Genomic DNA, 22559 nt, shown 5'->3' on the forward strand with positions numbered 1-22559 from the left:
TGTAATACAAAGAACTTTTCAAAAGCCAATTATATTGGGTAATCTGAGCAATTCGGCCAAATGCAATTGCTAACCACTACTTATTATTGCGTTTTGCTTTTCGCAATACCCTTTTTTGTAAAATCTTTATTTTGCGGAACTTCACGGTATTTTTATAGGCTTGTTTTGCTTTTTCATACCAATCCGGATCTTTGTACGGCACGTAATCTTCAGAACTTTCCCAAGAAATACCACCCACAACTACTTCACCCAGAAAAAAATCCCCCGCTTTCAGAGATACATCAATATTATTTGAGACATTTAATACCGTAATTTCCTTAGTTTCAAAACCTACATAACTAAACACCAATACATCGCCCGGTTTGGTTTCAATACTATAATTGCCGTCAAAATCTGTCTGTGTTCCTTTGGAAGTCCCCTTAATAATTACATTTGCTCCCGGAAGCGGCAAGGCTGTATCGTCAGACACCACTCCGTTTGTAACGAATGAAACTGATTGTGTTTTTTCCTCTTTTGGCTGCACGGCAATTCTCCCTAATACCGAAATGGTAACAGAAGCTTCTGAAATTAAATAAATATCGTGTCGCACTGATTTATTTGATATTTGAATATGCTGTTCTATAAAATTCTCTTTTTGAAAAGTTAATTTTTCCCGATCTAAAGTTACAATGCTGTACTCTCCATTTTTATTGGTCCATTCCCGGGCTCCGGTTTCGTTGGATAAAATTGCAACGTTTTTTAATGGATTCCCATTTTCGTCCCTGATAGTTCCAGTGGTAACAATTTGTATTCTGTCTAAACTATTGCTGAAACGACCAATTCCTAAAGAAACCATTGGTTTTTCTGAAAGTGAATTATTTTCAGACCTTGGGTTGTTTGAAAAGAGCGTCAACGGAAGTAACATCGAAGCTGCTAGCGGAGCAAAACTTTGTCCGCTTTTACGCTCCTTTTTTACTTCACGGTTTAGTTGTGATTTTTTTACCCTGCCACAGGCATTTTTACCTTTAGTAAGGATTTTAACCAATTCTTCATCTGTTTTTGAAGTAAGATCGATAACTTCTTTGGTGCAAACACTGCAAAATTTTCCTTTTTCAGTTGCGGTCATTTTAGCCCAATCTTCGTGGCAAGGCTCTGGAATTCGGATGGTGACGGATTTTTTCATAGTTGATGGTTTAATGATTCAAAGGAACCACACATAAAACCATAAAAAAACCGCTTTTGAGTAAAGCGGTCATTTCAATGAGGGAAATAATTCAATGAGCTTATTTTTGAATTATTTCAATCTTAAAAAGTTTATCCCAATTTTTCCCAGTAATGTAAAGTATGTTGGGTTCTCCCTTGTATGCTATGCCGTTTAGCACGTCCAGTTTAGGGTGTTGCGTAACTTTATCCTTTAAATCGGTTAGGTCAATCACGCCTTCCACCGCGCCGTTTGAAGGATCTATTATGGCGATTGAACCTTGTTGATACACATTTGCATATATTTTTCCTTCCACCCATTCCAGTTCGTTCACACTGTTTATTTTGCTTGTGTTTGTAAAAATTTCAATATAATCCATTTCTGCAAGTGTATTTGAGTTGAGGGTCCAGATTCTATCGGTACCGTCGCTTTTATAGATATTTTTTTCGGCATCGTGACAAAGCCCCCAGCCTTCCTTACTTTCCCCGTACACAAAGGTTCCGGTTTGCTCCATTGATTTCAGATTATAAATAAAACCAGTGTTTTCGCGCCAGGTAAGTTGATATATCTTATTGTTTAGTATGGTGAGCCCTTCGCCAAAATATTGATCGGGAAGACTTACTTTTTGAAGAACTTCTCCGGTTCTGTAATCAGTTTTTCGCAAAGATGATTCCTTATACTGGCCTGTGCTTTCGTATAAGGTATCATTTTCAAACTCAAGTCCTTGGGTATAGGCATTAATATCGTGTGGATACGTTTCCAGTACTTTATAAGTATAAAGTTTTGGTTTTATGGAAGAAAGTATGGTGACTTTCGTAGAAGCTTCATATGTTTCATCATCACTGTATATTTGAGCCCTTAGGGTTTTCTCGCCAAGCTTTTTCCCCGAAAGGGATAACGTGTTATCTGTTATCGATACACGATCCTTGTTCAAAAAATAGACAACCGAATCAGTTTCAATATTCTTTTTGTTGTTGAGAGAAATAGTAAGCACATCTTCTGTGGTATAAGTTTTCTTTTGGTTCTTAATTTCCAGAGAAAAAGCATCTTTTTTATCTTCAGAATTGCCTCCGCAGCTGCCCATCAAAAGCACTAAAAGGGTAGGAACTAAAATGTTATGGGTTTTCATCGTGAACTATAATTTTTCCGCAAGGTATTTATTAAAATTGAAATGTAAAAATACTTGCCAAAACCTCAAAAAGCCTTATCTTTGTAGCGGCAAGTCCTACACAACCAGCTCCTGTTGAATCCCCCAGGGCGGGAACGCAGCAAGGGTATACGGTCGTAGCGGTGTGATGTAGGTAGCTTGCCATTTTTTATGCGCTAAACTTTCGTTGAAGCTTCAAAATTTTCTCTCTTTTCTTTTTTCTCTTTTCTTTTTTCTCGTCCTTTGCTTTTTAACAACCTTTTATGCCAAAAATAGTACTCATTACAGGCGGTTCGTCGGGAATCGGTAAAGCCATAGGCGAATATCTTTCTGAACGTGGCTACCAGGTTTTTGGAACCAGCCGAAATCCCGAAAAAATTACAAATTCAAGCTTCCCGCTCCTAAAAATGGATGTGAATGACACAATTTCTGTTGAAAGCGTTATTTCTGAAATAATCAATAAAACCGAAAAAATAGACGTTGTTATAAACAATGCTGGGGTAGGCATAACAGGCCCAATTGAAGAAACGCCCGAAAGCGAAATAAAAAAGGCTTTCGACACCAATTTTCACGGCCCTATAAATGTTATAAAAGCCGTGTTGCCACAAATGCGCAAACAGGGTTTTGGACATATATTGAATGTGACTTCCATCGCTGCGTACATGGGACTTCCGTACCGCGGTATTTACTCTGCAAGTAAAGCAGCACTTGAAATTACCATTGAAGCCCTGCGTATGGAAACATTGCAGTTTGGCATTAAAATGACCAATATTGCTCCTGGCGATTTTGCTACCAATATTGCCGCTGGGCGTTATCACGCTCCCGAATTAAAAGATTCTCCTTATAAAAAAGACTACGGGAATACGTTAAAATTGATGAATGAACACGTAGATAATGGCAACGACCCGTTGGAAATGGCAAAAGTGGTGCACAAAATTATTGAGACTGAAAATCCTCGAGTTCATTATAAAGTGGGCTCTTCCTTGCAAAAATTTTCAATTGTACTGAAACGTGTATTGCCCGACAGAGTTTATGAACGAATGCTGCTAAAGCATTATGGATTGAAGTGATAATTACGTGGAGACTTTTTACAGATTTTGGCGTTTTTTTATTTTGGATAATTTTTCGTTTTTGCAAATCCGAATTGAATGAAGAGCAGTCAGAAAAAGATTTTGCTACGAATATTTTCATTTCAATAGTTATTTTACTTACCTTCATTCAGCTAAAATTGAATTTGATATAGCTTTTCAATTTTGTCCGCATATTCAACCAATTCGAAATTTTCTTCACTATTTTTACAATAATTAATTTGAAACCATTTCTATGAAATTCTTTATCGATACCGCAAACCTAGACCAAATACGCGAAGCCCAAGACCTGGGCGTGCTTGATGGCGTTACCACCAATCCATCGTTGATGGCAAAGGAAGGCATCACTGGCCGCAACAACATCTTAAAACATTATGTGGACATCTGTAATATTGTGGACGGCGACGTTTCGGCAGAAGTTATTGCTACAGACTTTGAAGGGATGGTAAAAGAAGGCGAGGAGCTTGCTGAACTTCACCCGCAGATCGTGGTAAAAGTGCCAATGATAAAGGAGGGGGTAAAAGCAATTAAATATTTTACCGACCACGGTATCCGTACCAATTGTACCCTCGTTTTTTCCGCAGGGCAAGCTTTGTTGGCTGCCAAAGCCGGAGCAACATACGTTTCCCCTTTTATCGGGAGATTGGACGATATTTCAACCGATGGCTTGGAACTTATTGCGGACATCCGTTTGATTTATGACAACTACGGTTTCGAGACGCAAATTCTTGCAGCCTCCGTGCGCCACACCATGCACGTTATCAATTGTGCAAAAATTGGTGCCGATGTTATGACAGGGCCGCTTTCATCCATTGAAGGTCTGCTTAAACATCCGTTGACAGATAGTGGTTTAAAACAATTTTTGGAAGATTACAAAAAGGGGAATTAATTTTTGTTTCGGCGCTCCGTCGCACGACAAGTTTTGATCATTGATTGAAGGTGAAAATATTATCTATTCAAAAAACCTAAAAGCAACTCTTCAAAATTTGTATTGAATAGGTTGGTTTTTCCTTCAAGGATTATCCCATCCTTATCAAGGACTATTGCACTGTTTTTATACCTTAGAAGAAGTTTCTTTTCAGCATCGCTCAAATTCTCTATCTGAAATTCCTGCAAGGGATTGTAACCCGATTTTGAAATAGTTTGTCGCCATTTTTTGAAGTGGGTATCAGTGTTAATTCCCAAAAAGTCATACTCGGGGTACTTTGATTTCAGTTCGGCAGCGCGGCTGTGAATGTTTTTGTAGTGGGCGGTTGATTGCCCAGACCAGAAATATATGACGGTAGGTGCTTTAATAATGCTTAACAAGTCTTTTACAACATTTTCGGTATTGACCAAAGCCACATTGGGTACTGTGTTTCCGGGAGTAAGTTTTACAGTAATCTCAAGCATTTTGGAAACTTCTGCAATATGTTTGTTATTAGTGTTCATTTTTGAGAATTCCTCAAAAAACTTTCTTTCTTCCTTGGCATCATTTGCATTTAATAAATACCAAAGGGCGTTATTTCGCAATAAGCTATTTTTAAGCGTATCTGAAGTCACTAAACTATCAATCAATTGGATTTTCCGATGATTAAAGTCGTATGAACTGCGATCTACCATTGCTACGTTATCATATTCTGAGTAAATAACATTCTCAAAATACCGATTCATAAAGCGATAATAGGGGTAATAAAACCTGAGTTCATCACGTTCAAAATCTACATCATTTCTGTAATCAAAAAAGTGCTGGTCAAATTTTTCTGGATTGTTTCGGTTGGCGGCAGTGTATTTTTCCTTTTTTATAAAATAATCATAGTTAATGTTTGCCAAAGCTGCGTTTTTGAAACCTTCGGCAACCTCATATCTATTTATAAAATCTTGATATTCCTGAAGCTTAAGTTGCTTCAATGAATCTATTTTATGGGTAAATTCTTCTGAAGAAAGCGTATACCAATTTGGTAAATTATTATTTTCAGTCTCATTTTTTAAATAGAGATACATTAGCAGATTGTTCTGCTCACCACCTCTTCCTGAATAGGCCAGAGATTCGTCAAAATCCATGGTGTTAATGTGCATTAATAAACTATCGCCAGGTTCAATATAGAAAACCTGGGTTTCACTATGCATAAAGTTATAGAGCCCAGCTTTTATTTTGTCTGTTTTGTATAAAAAGAAGTTGTTTGAATCAAGCTTTACTGTATCCAGAATTTCGTTTCCACTAGAAAAAATAATAAAATCCAATGTAGGGTTTACTATTTGTCCGCTTATCCAGGTAGTTTGTACGGCATTTTCTTCCGTGTCTTTACAGGATAGCAATAAAGTAAGTAATAGAAGAGGGAGTATTTTTTTAAACAATCGCACGCACTTAAGGATTAAAAAACAAATGTAGCCGACCCCTATAATGCAATTTGTTAAATGGTAGTTAAAAGGTTTTTTAAAACGTTAATGTTTTCAGCGTTACACTTAATTGGCTACTTTTGCGCAAAATTTAAAAATTTATGCTTTCAGTTTCAAATCTTTCGGTGCAATTTGGTAAAAGAGTGTTGTTTGACGAGGTGAGCACGCAGTTCACAAGTGGCAATATTTACGGAATTATAGGCGCCAATGGAGCCGGAAAATCCACTTTTCTAAAAATTATTTCAGGCAAGCAGGATCCTACTTCGGGCCATGTTCATTTAGAGAAGGGCAAACGTATGTCTGTACTTGAACAAAACCACAATGCCTACGATGATTTTATGGTGCTTGAAACCGTTGTGCGTGGTAATAAGGAGTTGTTTTCCATAAAAACCCAAATAGATAAACTTTACGAGGATTATACGGATGAAAATGCCGAAAAAATTGGTGAACTACAGGTGGCTTTTGAAGAAATGAACGGTTGGAACGCCGACAGTGATGCCGCAGCCATGCTTTCAAATCTGGGTATAGACGAAAGCCTGCATTATACAATGATGAAGGATTTGGATGGAAAACAAAAAGTACGCGTGCTTTTGGCCCAAGCGCTTTTTGGAAATCCAGATGTGCTAATTATGGATGAGCCCACCAACGATTTGGATTATGAAACCATCAATTGGCTTGAAAATTTTCTCGCGAATTATGATAACTGCGTGATTGTTGTTTCCCACGACCGTCACTTTCTCGATGCTGTATGCACCCACATCAGCGATATTGATTTTGGCAAAATAAACCACTATAGTGGTAACTATACTTTCTGGTACGAAAGTAGCCAGCTTGCAGCACGCCAACGTGCACAGCAAAACAAAAAGGCAGAGGAAAAACGTAAAGAGCTGCAGGAGTTCATCATGCGTTTCAGTGCAAACGTAGCAAAAAGTAAACAGGCAACTTCACGTAAAAAGATGCTCGAAAAACTTAACGTAGAAGAAATAAAACCTTCAAGCCGCCGCTATCCGGCAATCATTTTTGAACGCGAGCGTGAAGCGGGGGACCAGATTTTGAATGTTGAAAACCTATCTGCTTCTATCGATGGAGAAGTGCTTTTCAAGAATGTAGATATCAATTTGGCAAAAGGTGATAAGGTTATTATTTATTCGCGCGACTCTCGCGCTGCAACTGCCTTTTATGAAATATTAAACAGCCACGCAAAGGCAGATAATGGTTCTTTTCAATGGGGAATTACCACTAATCAAAGTTACCTTCCATTGGATAATGAAGAATTTTTCAAAAACAACCTTTCATTGGTAGATTGGTTACGCCAATATGCTAAAACAGAGGAGGAGCGTGAAGAAGTTTTCTTACGTGGATTTTTGGGCAAAATGCTTTTCAGTGGTGAAGAGGCCTTGAAGAAAAGCAATGTGCTTTCGGGTGGGGAAAAAGTACGCTGTATGCTAAGCCGAATGATGATGCAGCGTGCCAACGTTCTGATGCTCGACGAACCTACAAATCATTTGGATTTGGAATCAATTACCGCTTTCAACAATTCCTTGAAAAATTTTAAAGGAACCATTTTGTTAACCACCCACGACCATGAATTTGCACAAACGGTGGGTAACCGCATTATAGAACTTACACCAAACGGTGCTATTGATCGCTATATGACTTTTGATGAATATATGGGCGATAAAAAAATAAAGGAGTTACGTGAGAAAATGTATTCCGTAGAGGCTTAAGATTGTAATCGAAATTTCATAAAAAAGTCAGGTTTTGACTGAAAAAATCAAATAGATCCAGTCTATTTAATTTAATAAATGATACTGTTTTTCAACAGTTTTCGTGTAACAAAGACCGTCTTCAATAGTAAAGCCATTTATCAAAAATACAGTTGCACTGATTGGCCAAAATATAATGCTGAGAATTTTTAATAGGGTTAGATAAATTCGATTTTTTAATTTTAATTGTTTACCACTAACAGAAATCGTTCTGATTTTCAATACTTCTTTACCAATAGTAACTGAATTTCCAAAAACTTCGCATAAAATAAAATACATCAAATAGAACAAAAAGAATAGACTTAACCCCCAAGTTATGTGGTGGTTAAATAGTATATATTCACCCAGCTCCCAATCAAATTTAAAAAAGTTTGATGCTACACTTGCGATAACACCGATTATCGTCAAGTCCAGCAATAAAGCGAGTATTCTATTGCTTTTAGTGCTCATTGTTACATTGTATTTTTAAGGGTTTACTATTCCTCAATTTCCTTCAAATAGGCATCCACAATTGGTTGGGCAATGGCAAGTTCATCTTTGCGAACAAATACACGAACTTGATCGTCATATTTACTTCCCGAACCAAACATGACTCCACTTTGTTCATCGTCCCGAAGTATTGGGGTGATGTTTACGTCCTCCAATCTTCCTACTAATCCTGTTGCTATTATATCGGAGCCTGTATATATGCGAACGGTTTCTTCTTTGTTTTCTGACATGATTTTAAATTATTTGTTATTAAATAATAAGTTAATTTTTTTACTCAATTCTGAAATCAAGCATTGTAATATTTACTTTTCCAAATGGCGCCGTTGAAATTTTTTCCTTTTGAAAAGCCATAAAAAATTACCATTCCGCCCACACCCTTGAAAATGAAAAGAAATAAAAAGAGATATTCCGCAAAAGTTGCGTTCGGGGTGAACCATTGCATCGGCATTAAAAGAGTTATGAAAAGACTCAGTAAAGCTACGGTAAACACCAGATTTTCAAAATTTTTATAGGGCCACATCAATAATTTTCTAAATGGGTGCAGATCGTTTCCCCATTTGTGGATTAAGTAAAAATAATCGTTCCCCATAGGTGCAAATAGCAACGGATCATCAGCATTCTCAAGTTTAAGAAGTTTTGCGGGAGCAACAATCTTAAAATTTTTCAAGGCAATGCCGTGTTTGTTTTCAAGATTTCTAATTTCTGAAATTGCCTCTTCGGGAAAATCGCCCTTAAAAAAGTGTGATCCCAAAAAGCGTAAACGATAATTTATGCAAAGATTCTTAATGTCATCTATGTGAAAAATGTGTGAACTTTCCAGCAAATCAAAATTAAAATGATTTCCAATTTCTACAGATTCTTTCTCTAGTGTTGCTAGTATTGCTTCGCGCTGTTTTTCATTTTCAGAAAAAATTCGGTTTACTTCATCCATAACAGACTGCTCATCAATTCGTTTTGAACGATATTTCAACAGCTGCTTTTCAATATTGGTCCGAGAAAACATAAGTTGCAATTTTTAGAAAAATAAATGTACACAGTACATTTGTGCAAAACAAGAATTTAACAAAGTTTGAGTGAAATTTTAAATATTGCAAACGCTTTTTCATTCATAGATAATTTGGCTTCGTATTTGTTATATTTACAATCTAATTTTTTAGGAAATGTTCCGAACTGATTTGAAAATTTTCAGAAATAACCTTTCGGGCATTTCGTTTTTCACTTTATTAAATTTCTTACACAGATGAAAATCAAACATACCTTCCTCTTAATTTTTGCAATTTGTTTTACGGCCACTGTTTCCGCACAGAAATACAAGTCAACTAAAAATGCAGAGGTTACCAAAATGTTGGGAGATAGCGAGTTTACTTCAAGTAAAACTTTTTATGAAAATATTGAAGAAGCTCCGGATTTTATGATTTTAGCTAAAATCTTAAAAAATGAACCCCTGCGTAAAAAACTGGAAAATCAAGAGATGGTTACCATTTTTGCGGTAGCGGATGAGGCGTTTTTAAACTTACCGAAGAAAAGCAGGGACTCAATTTTAGGGAATACCACTTTAGTAAACTCAATGATAAAGTACCTAACCGTGCCCGGAAGACTTGATAGCAATAGCCTTAAAACTGCAGTGGAAAAAAATGGCGGTAAGGCATACTTGACGACCATTGAGGGGCACAGATTAGAAATTATGGAAAATGCGGGACAATTAATGCTAATTGATGAGCATAAAAATATTGCCAGAGTTATAGCTCCAGACTATTATCATAAAAATGGCTTTTTTCATATTATTGATGGATTAATTTTTCCACCTTCGGAAGAATAGTTTTATAAAAGTTAAATAAACCCTAAAGTCCGGAAACTGCAAAACCGCAGTTTCCGGACTTTCGTTTATATACACATAAACTTAAAACTAAAAAACATTATTATGAAATCAAGATTTATCACAGCAGCATTATTTTCAATGGCCCTTGTGGCTGGAACTTCATCAAGTTTTGCTCAAGACAAAATGATGAAAGACGAAAAAACAGTTATGGTTGGCGGAGCAGCAATGTATCCCGGCAAAAACATTATTGAAAACGCAGTAAATTCAAAAGACCACACAACACTTGTAGCAGCAGTAAAAGCTGCAGATTTGGTGGAAACACTTCAAGGTGATGGCCCATTTACGGTTTTTGCACCAACAAACGAGGCTTTTGAAAAACTACCAAAAGGAACAGTGGAAACTTTACTGAAAACTGAAAACAAAAAAACATTGCAAACCGTCCTAACCTATCACGTTCTTGCAGGCAGACATAGTGCAACTGATATTATGGATGACATAAAAAAAGGTAACGGAAAAGCAACTTACAAAACCGTGAGCGGTGGAACTTTGACCGCGATGATGAAAGGTAAAAAAGTGATGCTAATGGACGAAAAAGGAGAGATGGCCTCTGTGACAATTGCAGATGTAAATCAATCAAATGGAGTGATTCACGTAGTTGATAGTGTTGTTTTACCAAAGTAATTTTGTCCCAATTCCCAATCAATTAATATGAAAACAGCGACCTTTTAAAGTCGCTGTTTTTTTTTATCGAAGTGTTGCTCCAAATTCGTTTTCAAATTTTTGTTGGAGTTTACCCATTATTCTGTCTATCTGTTTATCGGTCAAAGTTCTTTCTTCGTCTTGAATAGTAAAACTAAGCGCATAGCTTTTTTTGCCTTCGGGAAGATTTTTGCCTTTATAAACATCAAAAAGTGTAACAGCTTTTAGAAATTTCTTTTCGGTGCTAAAAGCCGCATTTTGCAGTTCGCCAAAACGCACTGAATTATCAAGCAACAAAGCAAAATCACGTTGCGCTGCTTGGAATTTTGCAATGGGTTTCAACTTAAAATTTTTAGTTGAAATTTGTTTCAGAACCGCATCCCAGTTGAAATCTGCGAAAAATATTTCGGCATCAACATCAAATTCTTTGGTGACTTTTTGTTTTACAATACCAAATTCAACAATTGTTTCTTTGTTCCTTTTTAGGGAAATTCCTTCAGAGAAAATATCGTTTTCAGTTGAATCTTCAGTATAACCTTCAAGCCCTAAGCGTTCCATTAAAGCTGCAACAGTTCCTTTTCCGAAGAAGAAGTTACTTTTTATATCTGGGGATGCCCAATTTCCTTCCGTTTTCAATCCTGTGATGAAAAGAGAAAGATGTTTGGTTTCTGTTCTTCCACCCGGAAAATTGTGATAGGTCTTTCCGAACTCAAACAATTTTAAATCGCTGTTTTTTCGGTTGCTGTTATATTCTATAGCTTCCAAACCCGAAAACAACATGGACTGGCGCATCACAGAAAGATCTTGGCTCAAGGGATTGAGCATAGTTATGTTATAGTTTTCTTTGATGGTTTCACTCAGTTCGTTGTATTTTGGCGTGGTTAGGGAGTTGTTTAACATTTCGTTAAAGCCAAGCCCCGTCAACTGTAACGCAATTTTATTCTGAACGTCATAATCTTCGCCCGGCAAAATCGTGGAAATTGAAGCGTTCAGTTTTTGAGTAAACTCTATGTTGTTGTAACCATAAACACGAAGTATTTCCTCAATAACATCAACATCACGGGTAACGTCGTTTCGGTATGCGGGAATGGTCATCCCGATGCCGGTTTCGGTAACGTTGTTCACCTTCATTTCAAGCGAAGTAAGAATTTCCTTTATGGTTTCCTTCGGAATTTCCTCGCCGATCAATTTGTTCGCCTTTTCAAAATTCAGAAAAACTTGGTGGTCCTCAATTTTCTTTGGATAAATATCAACCAAATCACTAGTAATCTGGCCTCCTGCAACTTTAATGATTAAAATGGCGGCATAGCGAAGCGCATAATCTGTAATGTTTGGATCAATGCCTCTTTCAAAACGGAAGGAAGCATCTGTGCTCAAACTGTGGCGTTTTGCAGTTTTACGGATGCTTACAGGATTAAAGTAGGCACTTTCCAAGAAAATACTTGTTGTGCTTTCTGTGACGCCACTATTAATTCCTCCAAAGACTCCTGCGATGCACAAAGGTTTTTCAGCATCACAAATCATTAAGTCTTCTTTGTGCAGTTCACGCTCAATGCCGTCAAGCGTAATGAATTTTGTTCCTGCAGGCAATGTTTTCACATTCACAATATTTCCAGCAATTTTTGACGCGTCAAAAGCATGCAAAGGTTGTCCAAGTTCGTGAAGCACATAGTTGGTAACATCCACAATATTATTTATTGGGGTAAGCCCGATAGCTTTCAATCTATTTTGAACCCAGGCAGGGGAAGGCCCAACTTTTAGGTTGCTTATGGTGATTCCGCAATAACGTGGTGCCAGAGCAGTGTCTTTTACATTTACGTCAATCTTTAGGGTGCGATTATCAATTCTGAAACTGCTGGTTGATGGTGTATTTAGTTTTGTAGAAATACCTTGATGGAGCAGTCCAGCTTTTAAATCGCGCGCAACGCCCCAATGGCTCATGGCATCGGCACGGTTTGGGGTCAGGCCAATTTCAAAAACTTTGTCGTTTTCAACCTCCAAAACTTTAGCTAAAGGGGTTCCGGGCTTTAATTTAGCATCCAAAACCATGATTCCGTCGTGCGATTTTCCGAGGCCGAGTTCATCTTCGGCGCAGATCATTCCTTCGCTAACTTCGCCGCGTATTTTGCCTTTTTTTATCTGCCAAGGCTTTTCCTCAGCATCGTAAAGTGTGGTGCCAACGGTAGCAACGGGTACTTTTTGACCTGCTGCAACATTGGGTGCGCCACAAACTATTTGTATGGGTTCGCCCGTGCCAACGTCAACTTTGGTTACTTTTAGTCGGTCAGCGTTTGTGTGTTGGGTGCATTCTAAAACGTGTCCAACCACAACGCCTTCCAAGCCGCCTTTTACGGAAGAGAAATCTTCTATTCCTTCTACTTCAAGTCCGAGATCGGTCAATAATTCGCCAGTTTTTTCGGCGTCCCAAGGGAGGTTGATGAATTGTTTTAGCCAGTTGTATGAAATTGTCATAGGTGTAAGTTCTTAACAGAGGGCAAAGATAGTATTTACGATTTTAGATTTACGATTTTGGATTTGAGAATTTTTGATGGATGATGGATGCTGGGTGCTGGGTGCTGGGTGACGGGTGACGGATGCTGGGTGCTGGGTGCGGAGTGTTGTATGAGGGATGGCTTTGAAAATTTAATTAGCGGTTTTTCGGGAGTGTAGGAAATTTTTAGTTAGTTGTTGCAGAAAAATTTCCGACAAAATACAGGATAACCAAAACCGTAGCGATAGCTGTAACGATGAAGGCTACGCTCGCCCCAAAATAAAACCATAGTAGTCCAGCCATTACGCTTGCTGCCATCGCGATGATGCTTTGAAAGGCGGTGTAAGTGCCCACGGCGGTGGCAGTGTTTTCGTCTTTGGAAATGTTCGTGATCCACGCCTTGGAAATACCTTCGGTTGCTGCGGCATAAATTCCGTAGCCGAAGAAGAGAGCGATTATTGCGTATAAATTTGTAGTTAAACCCATTCCGAAGTAAACTAAGCTGAATATGATTAATCCAAAAATGAACATTTTTTTCAAACCAATTTTATCTGCAAAACTTCCCAAGGGGTATGCGGTGAGAGCATAAATTAAATTGTAAAAAATATAAATTCCGATCACCCAGGTGTCGTCCAGTCCTGCTTCTTTCGCTTTTAATAACAAAAAAACATCACTGCTGTTGAAAAGGGCGAAAAAAAGTAAGCCAATCACTACTTTTCGGTATTCCGCAGGGCTTTGTTTCCAATAGTTGATGAAGGAGAAGAAACTTATTTTTTTCTTTTCAGAAGAAATTTCTACTTTTTTATCTTTCAAAAGAAAGGAAGCAATTACAGCCAGCACACCCGGAATAAAGGCGATGTAAAAAAGGTTTATGTAATCTTCGGGATAAAAGTATAAATAGCCCAAGGCAAGGGCAGGACCGAGTACGGCTCCGAAAGTATCCATAGAGCGGTGAAAGCCGAAAACCTTCCCTTTGTTTGCCTTTGTTGTCTCCGCTGAAAGCATGGCGTCTCGGGCGCCGGTACGGATTCCCTTTCCCAATCGGTCTGTAGTTCTAACAAAAAATATCCACAGCGGATAGACGAAGAAAGCCATCATCGGTTTTGAAATGGCGCTTAAAGAATAACCGAGTTGCACGAAAGGGGCTCGTTTCGCTTTGCTGTCGCTTAATTGCCCAAAATAGCCTTTGCTGAGTCCCGCCACGGCTTCTACCAAACCTTCCAAAACACCAATCAATAAAATTGAAAAGCCGATACTTTTTAAATAGATAGGCATTATTGGGTAAAGCATTTCGCTGGCCATGTCTGTAAACAGGCTGACTAGCGAGAGGATCCAGACAGTGTGGGTGATTGGTTTCAAGGGCTTGGATAAAATACCTTGAAAGATACTTCAATTTATTTTTTTACCACTTTTTTAGTTTCTGTTTGTCCGACTTCATCTTTAATTTTCACGAAATAAATTCCTTGGCTTAAAGCTGAAATATCTACCTGATTGTTCTTTTCTGAAACAAAGAGCAATTGGCCAAGATTGTTATAAACGGTTATTTCGGAAAGCGGTGTAGCGGATTTAATGTTTAAAAAACCGTTTGTTGGGTTTGGATAGATGCTTAAATGGTTTTTTGTGTTTTCTTCGATGCCGAGCGGGCCGCGGTTTTCGAACCAGATTATTTCGTCTAAGGAATATGACGATGCTAGTACGTCCATTTTTCCGTCGCCGTTAAAATCATCTGCAAATACACAAGTTGTATTGTCAACGTGGGAGGAGACTATTTGTTCTGAACCAAAATTCCCACTACCAAGATTTTCATGCCAAAAGACCGTATTGCTAGAAAAAGAAGCTGTAAGTACATCCATATCTCCATCTGCATCTAAATCTTTAGCATAGACTTCATAGGCGCCCTCTGTATTATTATTTATAACTCTCAATGGGCCAAAAGTACCTTGGTTATCTAAATTTTCAAACCAAATTACGGAATGGTCGCCGAATGAGGAAGCAAGGACGTCCTGATCGCCGTCATTATCCATATCTTTTATATCCACGGATAATGAACCACTTATTTCTGTTGAAATTGTTTGTTGTGCTCCAAAGTTACCTCCCCCGTTATTTTTATGCCAAAATAGGACATCATTACACCAGTCTGCTGCAACTAAATCTAAAAGTCCATCACTGTCAATATCTGCAGCTCTAACAGATTCTATACACATGCCTGTGGTATTAATAACTTGGGTTGGGCTAAAATTTCCTTGGCTATCAACGTTTTCATACCATAAGAGCCCAAAATCACCACCTGAAACAATATCAATATCACCATCATTATCTACATCCATAGGATAGGTTACGTAAGGAGATGAAATAAGCGGACTAAAAATATGAGCTGTGAAAGAGGTGCCCTGCCCATCCATATTTTCAAACCACGCTACTGTGTTATTATAATATGATTGAGAAACTACATCCATGTCTCCATCACCATCAATGTCTGCAGCGTCAATAGAGATTGGATAATTCAATTGTAAAGAAATGGTTTTTGGTGAAGAAAAGTTTCCTATACCATCCATATTTTCTAGCCAAGATATTTTGTCATCACCATTGGATGCACAAATTACATCCTTATCGCCATCACCATCCATATCAATAGACATAACTGTATATGGTCTGTTGGTACCGTTAATTTCCACCACAACATTTTGAGTACCAAAATTTCCTTGTCCATCAGTATTTATGTAATATGCTATTTTGTCATCTGTAGCAGAGGCGGAAATTAAATCTAAATCGCCATCGCTATCCAAATCTGCCAAGTTGATTTCCCTAAGATATTCTGTTTGGTTTGTTATTTGTTGTTTTGGTCCGAAATTACCAAGGCCATCCAGATTTTTGTACCAATAAATTATTCCTTGGGCATCGGATCCTGATATTACGTCTAAATAGCCATCATTATCAACATCTGCAGAAGTGACCAAAAATTGACCTTGTACATCAGCACTTACAAAACGCTGTGGACCAAAATTGCCCTGTCCGTTTAAATTTTCATACCAAACTAATTTTTGGTCGAATAATAGGGAAGTGGCAAGAACGTCTTTATCTCCATCGCCATCAATATCTGCCGCCGAAACCCCTCTTGGACGTTGCACATTTGTTGAGATAACTTGTATTGAGCCAAAATCTCCTTGACCATTGATATTCTTGAACCAAGAAACATTATCATTTGTATAGTCTGAGACCAAAATATCCATATCGCCATCGCTATCAAGATCTTCCACATAAATATTATTATAGCTAGCTGAATTGTTTGCGATAATGTGCTCAACAGAAAAAGTACCTTGCCCATCCATATTTTCAAACCATGCAATTGAATTGGTTGAGCTAGAATTTGCAGTTATATCCAAATCGCCGTCGCCGTCCATATCTGCTGCTTGAATTTCTCTGGCTTGTGTATCTGGAGCGCTAACAGTTTGCGGAGTTCCAAAATTTCCTTGACCGTCTACGTTTTCATACCAAAAGATACCATAATAGGTAGCATTAACTAAATCTATATCACCATCATTATCAATATCTATAGCAATTACTTGGTTGGTTCTAATTGCGTTTTCTGTAATTATTTGTTGTGCTCCGAAACTTCCATTTGTATTTTTATACCAAGCTAATTTAGAGTCGTTTATGGAAGAAGATATCATATCCATATCGCCATCACCATCAAGGTCGGCGGCACAGACTGATGTCGGATTGTTTGTTCCGCCTGTATCGTCCACAGTAATATGCGCTTCAAAATCTATTTGGGCGTTAATTGAAAAAGATAAGAATAGTGTTGAAAGGAATAGTAATTTTGTTTTCATTTGAATTTTTTAACAGTGCGCAAAGTAGCTTTTTCCTACAATATATTCAAATGATAAAAATCATTTCTTCAAATTCCGAAAGCGCTGTAAAAGTGTAGGGTGTGAATAATGCGCAAACACATATAGCGGGTGCGGAGTGAGGTTGCTCAGGCTGTTTTTAGAAAGCTTTTTTAAACCTGAAATCAGCGGTAGTGCTGCGAAAGTATTCTTTGCGTAATTATCTGCTTGGTATTCAAACCTTCGGCTTAAATAATTCATCAATAAGCCTGTAATGCCCGAAATTGGGCTATAAAGCACCCCGAACGCTACCAAGCCTATGTGGAAGGAAGGTTGCGAAACATTTAATGCTTCGGAAAGCAGCGGATTTCCAATAAAAAGCGATAACAGCCAAAGCGTAAAACCTGTGGTAACGACAGCTGCGAAAAGGTTGATGATAATATGGTTCCGTTTGTAATGGCCTACCTCGTGGGCAAGGACGGCCACTATTTCTTCTTCGTTTAAATCTTTTATAAGGGTATCATACAACGTGACGCGCTTTTCACTGCCAAAACCAGAGAAATACGCGTTTGCCTTTGTACTGCGCTTGCTGCCGTCTATCACGAAGATTTTATCTAGGGTGAACCCTACTTTTAATGCATAGGTTTCTATTTGGGAACGAAGCGAACCTTCTTCCAACGGGGTTTGTTTGTTGAAAAGCGGAACAATCAATCTCGCGTAAAACAGGTTCATTAATATGGTGAAAACAGTGATTATTCCCCAAGCGTAGAGCCAAAAGTTTTTACCCGTGCTTTGGTAAAACCATATAATTGCGCTTAAAAGAATTCCTCCAATAACGGCGCCCATAGCCCATCCTTTCAGTTTGTCAAGAAAAAAAGTTTTACGTGTAGTTTTATTAAAATCGTACTTCTCTTCAATTACAAAAGTGCTGTAATAGCTGAAGGGCGTGCTCAGGATGTCGCTTGCAATCATTATGGTTCCGAAGAAAACTAAGGCGATTATAATTTCATTGCTTGATACGGAACGCGCAAAACTATCTACAAAGGCAAAGCCATCAAAAAAGAAGAATAGGAGGGTAGCGATGAGCGAAATTGCTGAAGTAAGTATTCCAAATTTGTAACGTTCCTTTTTGTAGCGTTGCGATTTCTTGTATTCTTCCTCATCAAAAACATCCTGCAGTTCTGCGGGAAGTGGGTCGTTGAAGTGTTTTGCATTGAGGAAATCTAATATTTGGTCAATAACAAAGCTGATAACTAGGATTGCTATTATTATGTAAAAAAGAGTTTCTGGTTTCAAGTTTCAGGTTTCAAATTACTACTGCAAACTGCGACTGCGACTGAATACTAAAATCCACGCTGGCGCTTTGCCTCAAATATAAGGATTCCCGCGGCTACGGAAACGTTCATGCTGTCTATTTCGCCCTGCATCGGGATAATGATGTTTTGGGTGCTGTTTTGTAACCATTCCTCGGAAAGACCTGTGGCTTCAGTGCCTACAACTATTGCGGTTGGTTTTTTAAAATCTAGAGTGTCGTAATTTACAGACGCCTGCAAAGCAGCACAATAAATGTTAATTTTGGATTCCTTTAAAAACGATATGATTTCTGAAGTGCTTCCAGTGGCAATCCTGTTTGTAAACAAACAACCCACGCTGTTGCGGATGATGTTGGGGTTGAACATATCGGTTTTCGGGTTGGCGATGATTACGGCATCAACTTTTGCCGCATCTGCCGTTCGAAGGAGAGCACCAATATTTCCGGGTTTTTCGGGGGCTTCGGCTACTAAAATTAAAGGGTTTTTGGTTGCAAGTTGAAGATCGGCAAGTTCTAAGGTTTTGGAATATGCTATAGCCAAAACGCCCTCGGTGGAACTTCTGTAGGCTAGCTTTTCATATACTTCAGAAGAAATCTCAATAAACTCAGTTTCGTTATCGCCAGTTTCTTTCAGAATATAAATTTCTTCTTCGGAAACTATTTCGGAACAAAAAAGCACCGTTTTCAAAAGATAGCCGCCTTTTATTGCCAATGAAATTTCGCGCAGTCCTTCAATTACAAAAAGTTGTGTTTTGCGGCGTTCGCGCGACTTCTCTTGCAATAAAACAATCTGTTTTATCAACGGATTTTGAAAACTTGTGATGTTTTTGTACATATTATGTTTGAAAAATGTCTCGCGAAGGTAGTAGTCGCAATTTATTTTTACTGCTAACTGCTACTTAAAACTTTTTCCAAAGATACGCTACTGAAATTTATATCCAGTACCCAAATTGATGCGAAGACCAAAACCAATATTAAAATAGTTTACACCTCCAAAAGTGTCTTCTAGCTCTGATGGAACTTCAATATTCATAAAATCATGGCGCAATTCTGAGGCTACATAAATTGAAACATAGTTTGCCAATTTATAGCTTACCTCCGGTCTTAGCCATAGCGCGGTGGCATTGTCTTCAAAACTATCGCCCAAGCCTTTGTTGAAATAGCCCGAATAGCCAACCCCTAAACCAATGGAGAGGTCAAACCGTTCCAATTGTTTTTCATAGCCAATTACACCTCCCAATACTAAATTGGACATTTCATCGTAATTGCCTACAAGGTTTCGATTGGTAACATCAGCAAAAAAGAAACTCATGGCTGGGCCAACATAAAAATCTCCCAAAACATTTAGTTTAAGTTGTGCTTGTGCGCCCATTTTTAAATCCATTCCATCGTTTACAAAGTTTTCTCCAAAAGCAATGGGCAGATAGGCGCCTACAGTAATGCTACCTACTTTGGTTCCAAGATTAGTTTGTTTTTGGGCTGTTTCATTTTCTATTTCCGTTTCCGTTTGTTGTGCAAAAGTAGCTGCCGTAAAAAGCAGGGAAATGAAAAGTATTCTAATATTCAAAAACATACGTAGTAGGGGGATTTGTTACTGGAATTTCGATAGTTTGTGTGCTTCCGCCATTTACTTTGTACTCAAAAATAGCAACGGAGCCTAAAATACTTTCACCACCTATTGTTCGGTTTTGTGAATTAACTTCCAAAAAGTCTTGAGTGGACTGGTCAAATTCACAAATGTCGTTGTTAAATTCTAAGGGAAGATGACAAACTTTTGAAGTGTATGAAAGTGTGTACTCCACAGTATTATTATCACCTGGAAGGTTTTTTAATAATAGTGAAAAAGAGCCTAAACCACTAAGAGTTACGGTTCCCAAATCTAACAACAACTGCTTGTTGGCGTCTTCAGAAGAATATACTTTACTTGCATAATCGGGGTTTTCGTTTTCGAAATAGAAATTGGACTCAATATTTACCAAAACATACAGTGGATCAATACTTGCGTTAAGCGATGTAAGCTCAAAGTTTCCATTTGCATCTGTGCTGGTTTTAGCAAGAATGCGGTTTACGGCTTCGGTTTTTATGGAAATATTGGATAATGCATTTCCGTTTTGATCAACTATTTTTCCTTTAACCAAGAGTCTTTCGTTATTGGTAATTTCAAGTTTTTCACAGCTTGAAAATGATAGTATGACAGTAAAGAGAATTATTTTGTATAAATAGGATTTCATTTTTTTTTAAGGTATTAATAAAGCAAGATTACTGAAAAAAGATAATGTGGTCAAGTATGAAATGCTAAATTCATAAAAATCATAAACCTTTCTAAAAAGCTTTCCCCAACACGGGAAGCTTTTTTATTTTTAAACAACTAAAAACCAATCAATATGAAAAAGCTGATTTTTTTTGCTGCACTTATAATGTCTCTTTCTGCCTGTAGGGACGATAAAAAAACTACCGAAGAAGATCCACGGGTTGAGGGCACCGAATTTGATTCAACGGGAGTTGAAGCCCCAGATGGTGATCCAAAGAACGCACAAACAAACATCGAAAAAACATATCCTGCAACATTGCAAACTGTATTTACCGCCCACGGTGGGTTGGATCATTGGAAAAAGATGAATAACCTGTGTTTTGAAATGAAGGGAAAAAACGGTTTGGAAACACATACCGTTTCATTACCAGACCGTAAAACCAAAATAGAAACTAAAGATTGGTCTATTGGGAAAGACGGAAAGGGCGTTTGGTTGTTAAAACACGATTTGGGTTATGAAGGCAATCCGGTATTTTACCACAATTTAATGTTCTATTTCTATGCAATGCCTTTTATTATTTCAGACCCGGGAATAAATTATGAAGCTGTAGCCCCCACCGAACTTGATGGCAAATTGTATAACGGTTTAAAAGTTTCCTATGACAAGGGCGTGGGCGATTCGCCTGAGGATGAGTACATCCTATATTTTGAGCCAGATACCAATAAAATGGTTTGGTTGGCGTATACTGTAACCTTTAAAGACCAAAAGAAAAGCGATGATTGGCATTATATAAAATACGACAAATGGCAAGATGTAAATGGTTTGCTATTACCTGAAAAGCTTACGTGGTGGAACGTGGAAAACGGGAAACCCAAAGGGGAAAAGATGGATATAAAATTTGATAAAGTTACTGCAACTGAAACCATGCTTGACACTGAAGTTTTTGCAAAACCTGCAGAGGCGGAATATGTTCAATAACCAGTTAAAGTTGGGAGCTAAAGTTTTTTACCTTCATAATAATTTACCACAAGCGCAACCATATAGTCGTAGCTCATAATGCCGCGGCTTTGGTTGTTTGCTTTTAGGAAGTTGTCCCAAAAAAGCTTTGAGAATGTTTCAAACGGATTTTGATAGCTTTCCCAAAAATCACGCATTTCTTTATAACTTTTCAAGATACCTGGATTTATTTGCGTTAAAAGCTCTTCATACTTAGCTTCATCGCGTCGTGCCACTTCATTTATCAAATACCGAAGTGTAAAAATATAGCCCGCATATTGCATATATGGGTCATCATTATGCAGAGTGGAAAGCGTGGCTATAAAATTGGCTTCATTTTCTGCAGCATAGCCTATTTGGTGGGCTTCTTCGTGACAGGCCACTACCGGAAATTTATAGGTTTTCATCAGGTTGTTAACCTGCGCTTCACCCGAAAATGGATTTAGGTAACCACTATAGCCCATATAGGTAAGCCCCAAACTCCAACCACTTTTTTTGATACTTCGTGGCGAAAAAGCCAACTGCGGAAACTCTTCTTCTAAATTTTTATAACCGTTCAAGGTTTTCTTGAACATTTCCTTTTGGGTGAAGGGTAATTCAACTTTCACGCTATCAGCAAAACCTAGTTCGCGATGCATGGCGTTGCTTTTTTCTATAAAACGATTGGTGGTTTCCAATAATTGTTCTGTGGTATAATCGCTTTCAAGCTGCAGGGATTTGTGCAGTGGAAGTCTATAGTAGTTAAATCCCCATAGCACGTGGAACATAAAATAAACCACTGAAACTGCTCCCAGTATTTCTACAGCGAAACCTACTTGGTCGTTTTTAAGACGTTTCACATTTCTATAAAGCCACCGAATGGCTACAATGGCAATTAGCAGATAAAACAAATCGCCCACTGAAAAAGGAATCCATCCAAAAATGTAACGCGAAATTTTTGAAATCCATGGATATATCCCGAGACTGTAATATTTCTCAACAAATTCTGGGAAAAACTTTAAAACCTGAAGTGCTATTATCTGCACAAACAGGAAAATGGTGAGGAAAGCTGAAGTCCGTTTTACCATAATCCAAACATACGAAGGAAATCTTTTACCACATAATTTTTATAGCG

Annotated in this window: 20 protein-coding genes and 1 other RNA gene; 7 read left to right on the forward strand and 14 right to left on the reverse strand. The window is 38.0% G+C overall.

Annotation, left to right across the window (positions count from 1 at the left end; all coding sequences use genetic code 11):
• Positions 1 to 76: 76 nt before the first annotated feature.
• Positions 77 to 1162 (reverse strand): carboxypeptidase-like regulatory domain-containing protein, encoded by a 1086-nt coding sequence (locus tag LS48_RS05415; RefSeq protein ID WP_062620771.1) that lies wholly within the window; start codon positions 1160 to 1162, stop codon positions 77 to 79.
• Positions 1163 to 1262: 100 nt separating this feature from the next.
• A complete protein-coding gene (locus LS48_RS05420) occupies positions 1263 to 2309 on the reverse strand; it encodes a glutaminyl-peptide cyclotransferase (RefSeq protein WP_062620773.1) in 1047 nt (348 codons plus the stop codon).
• Between the two features lie 87 nt (positions 2310 to 2396).
• Here LS48_RS05420 and ffs point away from each other — a divergent pair.
• The 3 genes from ffs (at position 2397) to fsa (ending at position 4304) form a co-directional block, all read left to right on the forward strand.
• An RNA gene (gene ffs / locus LS48_RS05425) (signal recognition particle sRNA small type) lies at positions 2397 to 2495 on the forward strand.
• A gap of 95 nt (positions 2496 to 2590) precedes the next feature.
• Complete coding sequence (locus LS48_RS05430) at positions 2591 to 3397, forward strand: SDR family oxidoreductase (RefSeq protein WP_062620776.1); 807 nt, start codon at positions 2591 to 2593, stop codon at positions 3395 to 3397.
• Between the two features lie 253 nt (positions 3398 to 3650).
• On the forward strand, positions 3651 to 4304 hold the full coding sequence (gene fsa, locus LS48_RS05435; protein ID WP_062620779.1) for a fructose-6-phosphate aldolase: 654 nt from the start codon (positions 3651 to 3653) through the stop codon (positions 4302 to 4304).
• A gap of 59 nt (positions 4305 to 4363) precedes the next feature.
• Here the strand turns inward: fsa and LS48_RS05440 are convergent, their stop codons facing one another.
• Positions 4364 to 5713, reverse strand: coding sequence for a TlpA family protein disulfide reductase (locus LS48_RS05440; RefSeq protein WP_062620782.1), 1350 nt, complete (start codon positions 5711 to 5713; stop codon positions 4364 to 4366).
• Positions 5714 to 5895: 182 nt separating this feature from the next.
• Between LS48_RS05440 and LS48_RS05445 the strand changes: the two genes are divergently transcribed.
• Positions 5896 to 7521, forward strand: coding sequence for an ABC-F family ATP-binding cassette domain-containing protein (locus LS48_RS05445; protein WP_062620784.1), 1626 nt, complete (start codon positions 5896 to 5898; stop codon positions 7519 to 7521).
• Positions 7522 to 7587: 66 nt separating this feature from the next.
• On the opposite strand, the gene LS48_RS05450 is transcribed toward LS48_RS05445, so the two are convergent.
• From LS48_RS05450 to LS48_RS05460, 3 genes are read right to left on the reverse strand one after another with little or no spacing between them, the layout of a single operon-like run.
• Positions 7588 to 8010, reverse strand: coding sequence for an RDD family protein (locus tag LS48_RS05450; protein ID WP_062620786.1), 423 nt, complete (start codon positions 8008 to 8010; stop codon positions 7588 to 7590).
• Between the two features lie 26 nt (positions 8011 to 8036).
• Positions 8037 to 8279 (reverse strand): DUF2007 domain-containing protein, encoded by a 243-nt coding sequence (locus tag LS48_RS05455; protein WP_062620789.1) that lies wholly within the window; start codon positions 8277 to 8279, stop codon positions 8037 to 8039.
• A 56-nt stretch (positions 8280 to 8335) separates the two neighbouring features.
• A complete protein-coding gene (locus LS48_RS05460; protein WP_062620792.1) occupies positions 8336 to 9052 on the reverse strand; it encodes a hypothetical protein in 717 nt (238 codons plus the stop codon).
• A 339-nt stretch (positions 9053 to 9391) separates the two neighbouring features.
• On the opposite strand from LS48_RS05460, the gene LS48_RS05465 reads away from it, so the two are divergent.
• Positions 9392 to 9868 (forward strand): fasciclin domain-containing protein, encoded by a 477-nt coding sequence (locus LS48_RS05465; protein ID WP_157881716.1) that lies wholly within the window; start codon positions 9392 to 9394, stop codon positions 9866 to 9868.
• A gap of 102 nt (positions 9869 to 9970) precedes the next feature.
• Positions 9971 to 10549: a fasciclin domain-containing protein gene (locus LS48_RS05470; protein ID WP_062620798.1), complete on the forward strand. Its 579-nt coding sequence runs from the start codon at positions 9971 to 9973 to the stop codon at positions 10547 to 10549.
• 63 nt (positions 10550 to 10612) lie between these two features.
• Here LS48_RS05470 and pheT read toward each other — a convergent pair whose 3' ends face one another.
• From pheT to LS48_RS05505, 7 genes are all read right to left on the reverse strand, one after another.
• Positions 10613 to 13039, reverse strand: a complete 2427-nt coding sequence (gene pheT, locus LS48_RS05475; RefSeq protein WP_062620800.1) for a phenylalanine--tRNA ligase subunit beta — start codon at positions 13037 to 13039, stop codon at positions 10613 to 10615.
• Between the two features lie 205 nt (positions 13040 to 13244).
• Positions 13245 to 14417, reverse strand: a complete 1173-nt coding sequence (locus LS48_RS05480) for an MFS transporter (RefSeq protein ID WP_062620803.1) — start codon at positions 14415 to 14417, stop codon at positions 13245 to 13247.
• A 35-nt stretch (positions 14418 to 14452) separates the two neighbouring features.
• Positions 14453 to 16888: a T9SS type A sorting domain-containing protein gene (locus LS48_RS05485; RefSeq protein ID WP_062620805.1), complete on the reverse strand. Its 2436-nt coding sequence runs from the start codon at positions 16886 to 16888 to the stop codon at positions 14453 to 14455.
• Between the two features lie 60 nt (positions 16889 to 16948).
• Positions 16949 to 18181, reverse strand: a complete 1233-nt coding sequence (locus LS48_RS05490; RefSeq protein WP_062620807.1) for a M48 family metallopeptidase — start codon at positions 18179 to 18181, stop codon at positions 16949 to 16951.
• A gap of 47 nt (positions 18182 to 18228) precedes the next feature.
• Positions 18229 to 19032 carry a TrmH family RNA methyltransferase gene (locus tag LS48_RS05495; RefSeq protein ID WP_062620810.1) on the reverse strand — a complete coding sequence of 268 codons (804 nt, stop codon included), beginning with the start codon at positions 19030 to 19032 and terminating at the stop codon, positions 18229 to 18231.
• Between the two features lie 87 nt (positions 19033 to 19119).
• Positions 19120 to 19770, reverse strand: coding sequence for a hypothetical protein (locus LS48_RS05500; protein WP_062620812.1), 651 nt, complete (start codon positions 19768 to 19770; stop codon positions 19120 to 19122).
• The gene (locus tag LS48_RS05505; protein WP_062620814.1) at positions 19754 to 20428 is read right to left on the reverse strand and encodes a carboxypeptidase-like regulatory domain-containing protein; all 675 of its coding nucleotides are present in this window, start codon (positions 20426 to 20428) and stop codon (positions 19754 to 19756) included. The genes LS48_RS05500 and LS48_RS05505 overlap by 17 nt, the downstream gene beginning before the upstream one ends.
• Positions 20429 to 20581: 153 nt before the next feature.
• Between LS48_RS05505 and LS48_RS05510 the strand changes: the two genes are divergently transcribed.
• Complete coding sequence (locus LS48_RS05510; protein ID WP_062620816.1) at positions 20582 to 21427, forward strand: DUF6503 family protein; 846 nt, start codon at positions 20582 to 20584, stop codon at positions 21425 to 21427.
• Between the two features lie 17 nt (positions 21428 to 21444).
• On the opposite strand, the gene LS48_RS05515 is transcribed toward LS48_RS05510, so the two are convergent.
• Positions 21445 to 22512, reverse strand: a complete 1068-nt coding sequence (locus LS48_RS05515; protein ID WP_062620818.1) for a DUF3810 domain-containing protein — start codon at positions 22510 to 22512, stop codon at positions 21445 to 21447.
• Positions 22513 to 22559: the final 47 nt, after the last annotated feature.

Origin of the sequence: Aequorivita aquimaris (genome assembly GCF_001573155.1) — a bacterium.
Classification (GTDB): domain Bacteria; phylum Bacteroidota; class Bacteroidia; order Flavobacteriales; family Flavobacteriaceae; genus Aequorivita; species Aequorivita aquimaris.